The organism is Nostoc sp., assembly GCF_036917415.1.
Classification (GTDB): domain Bacteria; phylum Cyanobacteriota; class Cyanobacteriia; order Cyanobacteriales; family Nostocaceae; genus Nostoc.
Map to the genome: position 1 here is coordinate 1 of NZ_JBALDJ010000017.1, position 5,021 is coordinate 5,021.

General features: G+C 45.0%; 4 protein-coding genes. 3 read left to right on the forward strand and 1 reads right to left on the reverse strand.

Translation table 11 applies throughout. The features are described 5' to 3' along the window. Positions 1-20 precede the first annotated feature (20 nt). Positions 21-1,178 carry an S-layer family protein gene (locus V7K41_RS01925; RefSeq protein ID WP_334845470.1) on the forward strand — a complete coding sequence of 386 codons (1,158 nt, stop codon included), beginning with the start codon at positions 21-23 and terminating at the stop codon, positions 1,176-1,178. A gap of 98 nt (positions 1,179-1,276) precedes the next feature. On the opposite strand, the gene V7K41_RS01930 is transcribed toward V7K41_RS01925, so the two are convergent. Then, complete coding sequence (locus V7K41_RS01930; protein WP_334845471.1) at positions 1,277-1,600, reverse strand: hypothetical protein; 324 nt, start codon at positions 1,598-1,600, stop codon at positions 1,277-1,279. A gap of 428 nt (positions 1,601-2,028) precedes the next feature. Here V7K41_RS01930 and V7K41_RS01935 point away from each other — a divergent pair, with 428 nt between their 5' ends. Together V7K41_RS01935 and V7K41_RS01940 are read left to right on the forward strand one after the other, a co-directional pair. Then, entirely contained in the window at positions 2,029-3,861 is a 1,833-nt protein-coding gene (locus tag V7K41_RS01935) for a glycoside hydrolase family 15 protein (protein ID WP_334845472.1), read from the forward strand. Positions 3,862-4,028: 167 nt separating this feature from the next. After that, a complete protein-coding gene (locus tag V7K41_RS01940; protein ID WP_334845473.1) occupies positions 4,029-4,601 on the forward strand; it encodes a DUF3611 family protein in 573 nt (190 codons plus the stop codon). Positions 4,602-5,021: the final 420 nt, after the last annotated feature.

Genomic DNA, 5,021 nt, shown 5'->3' on the forward strand with positions numbered 1-5,021 from the left:
ATCTGTTAATTTAACTCGCAATGGAGCAGACATCTCGTAGAACCTGTTTTTTAGACCTTCTCTATCTTATATTTAATTATAACCACCTACTTATCGGTACAGGAACATTAACCAATGCCGAATCTGGCAATGTTAATTTAACAGCGCGTCAACTGACAGCCAAAGGCGGCGCACAGGTATTTACTACTACCTTTGGTTCTGGAAAAGCTGGAGATTTAACAGTTAATGCTTTCGAGTCCATTGATTTAATTGACCCCTCCCAGCAGGGTTTCGGCTCAGGCTTATTTGCCTCTTCGGCTCAAACTGCTTCGGGAAATGGGGGAGACATTAATATCAACATTCCCAATGGTGACTTAAATATTGGCGATCGCGCCACCGTATCTGTCAGCGCCAAAGGAACAGGCAATGCTGGAGATATCAATATTGATGCCCGTGCAATTTCTCTCAATCAAGGTTCTATCACTGCTACCAGCGTTTCTGGACAAGGAGGTAACATCAACCTTAAGGTAGCCAATAACTTACTTTTACGAAATAATAGTCAAATTTCCACCCGTGCAGGAACAGAAAACAGTGGTGGTGGTAATGGTGGCAATATGGATATTAATAGTAAATTTATTATTGCTGTCCCCTCAGAAAACAGCGACATCACTGCCAATGCTTTTGCAGGGAATGGTGGGGATATTAACATTACTACTCAAGGTATTTTTGGCTTACAAGTTAATGACAAACTCACTCCAAATAGTGATATCACTGCCAGTTCTCAATTAGGCATCAACGGCATCGTTAATATTAATACTCCAGATATTGACCCCTCTAGAGGATTAACTCAATTGCCTTCTGTGCCTACCGACCCTGCAAATCAAATTGTGGCAGGTTGTCCCAGCAATGAAGAGGCGAATTTTGTGATTAGCGGACGCGGAGGTTTACCAGAAGACCCCCGTCAAGTATTGCGTGGTCAGGTAGTTTTGCAGGATATGCGAATTGGTGCAGATTTTCCAAATAAATCAGGGCTAATCAGCGGTAGAAAAGTACCAGCTATAAAAGAGCAACCACCACTACTAGAAGCTACTGGATGGACGATTAATCAACAAGGACAGGTAGAATTAGTGGCAAATACTACCCAAGTACAACCTGATGGTGAGAGAAATAAAAGTGATTGTGGGAATTTATCCGATTGACTCGACTCGGTAGAAGATACCTCAATTGATCGCGATCGCTGTAACTATACCCAAAAGTTGTCAGGGTCTGGAAGCATAAACGTGTATTTGAATGTCACCTAAAGGATAAGATGACCGCTTTTAAAGGATAAAGTGACCGCCCCAATCAAGCTGGAATCTTTATTTTTCCATTCCATACAATCTGGGGCGATCGCATTTAAACCTCTTGAATACCCTTCCCTACTGAGTTCTGCTGTGCTGTGACTTAAAGGAAAAGATTGCCGTTTTTTAAAGTAAAAGCTTGCCGAATTGAGAGCCTGACTAGCTTTACGGTAAATATACACTCTCCAAAAACGTGAAAAATGTACCAAAGCCTTAGGCAGTATAAGATGAACATCGATTTGGTCATGAACCAAAAATGGCGATCGCCTGATGGTAGTCATCAAACTCTTGTACAGAGGGCATTTTTCTCTATCTATTTTTTGGACTCACGGCAGGCTTTGACTTAAATTCTTGGGACTGGTGGCAACTTTATCATTTAACCGTAGTCCAACAAACACTTAGGGCTAATGGTAATAATCAGGCTTTCAGGCTTTAATGTCTCACTTAAAGGATAAAGTGACCGTTTTTTAAGCATAAAATGGCCGCCCAACAGAACCTATGACAGAAAGGTATTTGAAAGAATTCAATGCGATCGCTTGTAAAGTATGGCGAAAATAGGGCAACAAAAAAATAGACCTCTTGCAAAAAAGTTTTGTGGTAGATTAGGGGGTTAAACAAATTGTCAAAAAGTTAAATAGCATTTTGAAGGTCATAGTTATAAATGCCCGCAATTAAGTGACAACGCTTTTGCATTCCTCAAAATCACAACATGGACTATCAACAGATCGGTAACTACGGCATTATTGGCAATATGCATACCACCGCATTAGTGGGGTTAAATGGCTCGATCGATTGGTTCTGCTTTCCCCGGCACGATTCACCCAGCCTCTTTGCTTCTCTACTGGATCGGGATAAAGGAGGACATTTCCAGATTTATCCACTGACTGAGGTGACGACGCATAAGCAGATGTATTGGCTGCAAACGAACATTCTGGTGACTCGCTTTTTGTCGCCCTGTGGAGTTAGCGAGGTGATTGACTTCATGCCTGTTGGCTTGAGTGAGCACGATCGCGGCTACCGTTGGTTAGTCCGACGGGTGAGAATGGTTCGCTGTTCTATGCCGTTTCAGATGGAATGCTACCCGGCATTTAACTATGCCCGCGATCGTCACAAAACGACTGTCACTTCAGATGGAGCGATCTTTGAATCACCCGACTTACGGTTAACCCTCGTAACCGATGTGCCCCTGGAGCAGAACGATCGCGGTGTATTTGCCAAGTTCACGCTCGACGAAGGTGAAGAAGCTATCTTTGTTTTGCGAGAACTCGCTCCAGCGGCGGACTGTGGCGCAACCGTTGACCCAAAAGAGGCGCACAATCTATTTGTACACACTGTTAAATACTGGCAGCGCTGGCTGTCGCAGTGCAACTATAAAGGGCGTTGGCGCGAAATGGTGGAGCGCTCGGCACTGGTGCTGAAGTTGCTAACCTATGAACCTACCGGGGCGATCGTTGCAGCTCCCACGTGCAGTTTGCCCGAAACTGTGGGTGGCAAACGCAACTGGGACTATCGCTACACCTGGATTCGGGATGCTGCTTTTACGCTGTATGGTCTGCTGAGAATTGGGTTTACCACTGAAGCGGCGCAGTTTATGGATTGGCTCGAAGCCCGCTGCCAGGAGCTGAAGCCAGATACGCCGCTGCAAATCGTCTACGGCATTGACGGACGGCATGACCTCAAAGAAGAAATATTGGAGCATCTAGCGGGCTACAAAGACTCAGCGCCCGTGCGAATTGGCAATGGTGCTTACACTCAGCTACAGCTCGACATTTACGGTGAGTTGATGGATGCAGTCTATCTTTTCAACAAATATGGCTCTCCCATTTCTTACGATCTGTGGACATATTTGCGCCATTTGATCAATTGGGTGTGCGACAACTGGCAGCGTCAGGATGAAGGCATCTGGGAGGTACGCGGCGGACGCAAACAATTTGTCTATTCCAAACTGATGTGTTGGGTCGCCATCGATCGCGGCTTGCGTCTGGCAGACAAGCGATCGTTCCCGGCAGATCGGGAGCGCTGGCTGCGAGTCCGGGATCAGATATACGAAGAGATCCTCAGCAAAGGCTGGAGTGAAGAGCGGCAGGCTTTTGTGCAGTTCTATGGCAGCAATTCTCTGGATGCCAGTAGCTTGATGATGCCCCTGGTGCTGTTTATGGCACCCAATGACCCGCGTATGCTGAAAACGCTGGATGCCATCAATCGCTCGCCCGAAGCCGGGGGATTGGTGTCGAACAGCCTGGTCTATCGCTATAACCTGGCGGATGCCATTGATGGTTTGACAGGGGATGAAGGCACGTTTAATCTCTGCACCTTCTGGCTCGTGGAAGCATTGACTCGCGCTGGACGGATTGATCCGGCTCGCTTGCTCGAAGCACGACTGAAGTTTGAAGAGATACTCAGTTATGCGACTCATCTGGGGTTATACGCCGAAGAGATAGGTGCCAGCGGTGAGGCGATGGGAAACTTTCCGCAAGCGTTTACCCATCTGGCACTGATTAGCGCTGCATGGAATTTGAATAGGGTTCTTGAAACTTCCTGAAATCAACATAGTGTTGTGTGTAGTAGGAAGTGTCTCTTTGTTTACTTAGGTTTGGCTAGAATTATCTCAAATAATACTTAAGGGAGAAAAGAAGTTACAAGATATCAGTTAATTTTGGGTAATGAGTTTTTAATTAAAGATATTGTATTGGGCTAAGGAGAGCGAAGATGACAAATGATTTAAATTCATACCTACCTGTACCAACTAAGCAAAAATTCGCAGCTACTTTTCACATAGTCAGACCGATTAGCTTTTGGATACAGTTAGCGCTAGGTGCTATTTCTAGCTTCGCTTTGTTATTGGCTATATTTAGTCGTAATCTCACTCCCCAAACTACAACAAATTCGGTTATGGCTTTTGGAGTATTTTTGGGAATTATGGGAATTTTAGTGCTGTGTTTCCGACTCTATTGGGTGAACCGATACAGGCGTTTAGACAAACTTTTACAGTCGCCTAATCGTGAATTACATCCAAGCAAACAGGACGTGATTCAAGTATTACAAATTGGCTTAATTGTTAGTGTGATCGGACTATTCTTAGCTTTTTTAGCAGCTGAAGTGACCGTTATTGCTGTACTATCGAAAACCCTAGCTCTGCCTCAAGGAGTGGCAGTCTATAGACCTGAAAATGTCATTCGTTCCCTAGATATTTTTGTGGTTTTAGCAAACGTCAATCTGATTGGCGCTAATTTTGTAGGAGGCGCTACTTCGCTTGGGTTGCTTAACTGGTTGGATCAATAGCCCTGCTTAGAACTTGTATAAGACTCTCCTCTGCTCCTCTGCTCCCCTGCACAAGAGCCTGTCTCCACTTAACATTTTTGGGTTGGCAAACTATTAGTAGATTTCTCCAAGCTCCAGGCACCGCATATTAAGGCGATACTCAACCTCACCATTCCACTTGATGAATCTCTGGCATGGATTTTAGAACCTAGAGCAACTGAGTTTGTCTAACCAGTCACGGCGATCGCTGAAGTCGGGGAAGCGGGTTAGCCCGGATTTCTCACCACATTTCGATGGAGCCATTCATTCCAGGTTGCAAAACTCCATATCTGACCGTTTTTAAGAATTATAGCAACCGCCAAGGCGGTTAGGACGCAATATATAAGATATGCTCAATGGCATCTCGTAAACAATCAAACTGGTCTAGTTTTTTGCGGATTC

Bases quoted from the DNA above. Each gene is read 5' to 3' on its own strand.
- V7K41_RS01925 (WP_334845470.1), top strand. From the start codon at position 21: ATGGAGCAGACATCTCGTAGAACCTGTTTTTTAGACCTTCTCTATCTT.
- V7K41_RS01930 (WP_334845471.1), bottom strand. From the start codon at position 1,600: ATGACTACCATCAGGCGATCGCCATTTTTGGTTCATGACCAAATCGAT.
- V7K41_RS01935 (WP_334845472.1), top strand. From the start codon at position 2,029: ATGGACTATCAACAGATCGGTAACTACGGCATTATTGGCAATATGCAT.
- V7K41_RS01940 (WP_334845473.1), top strand. From the start codon at position 4,029: ATGACAAATGATTTAAATTCATACCTACCTGTACCAACTAAGCAAAAA.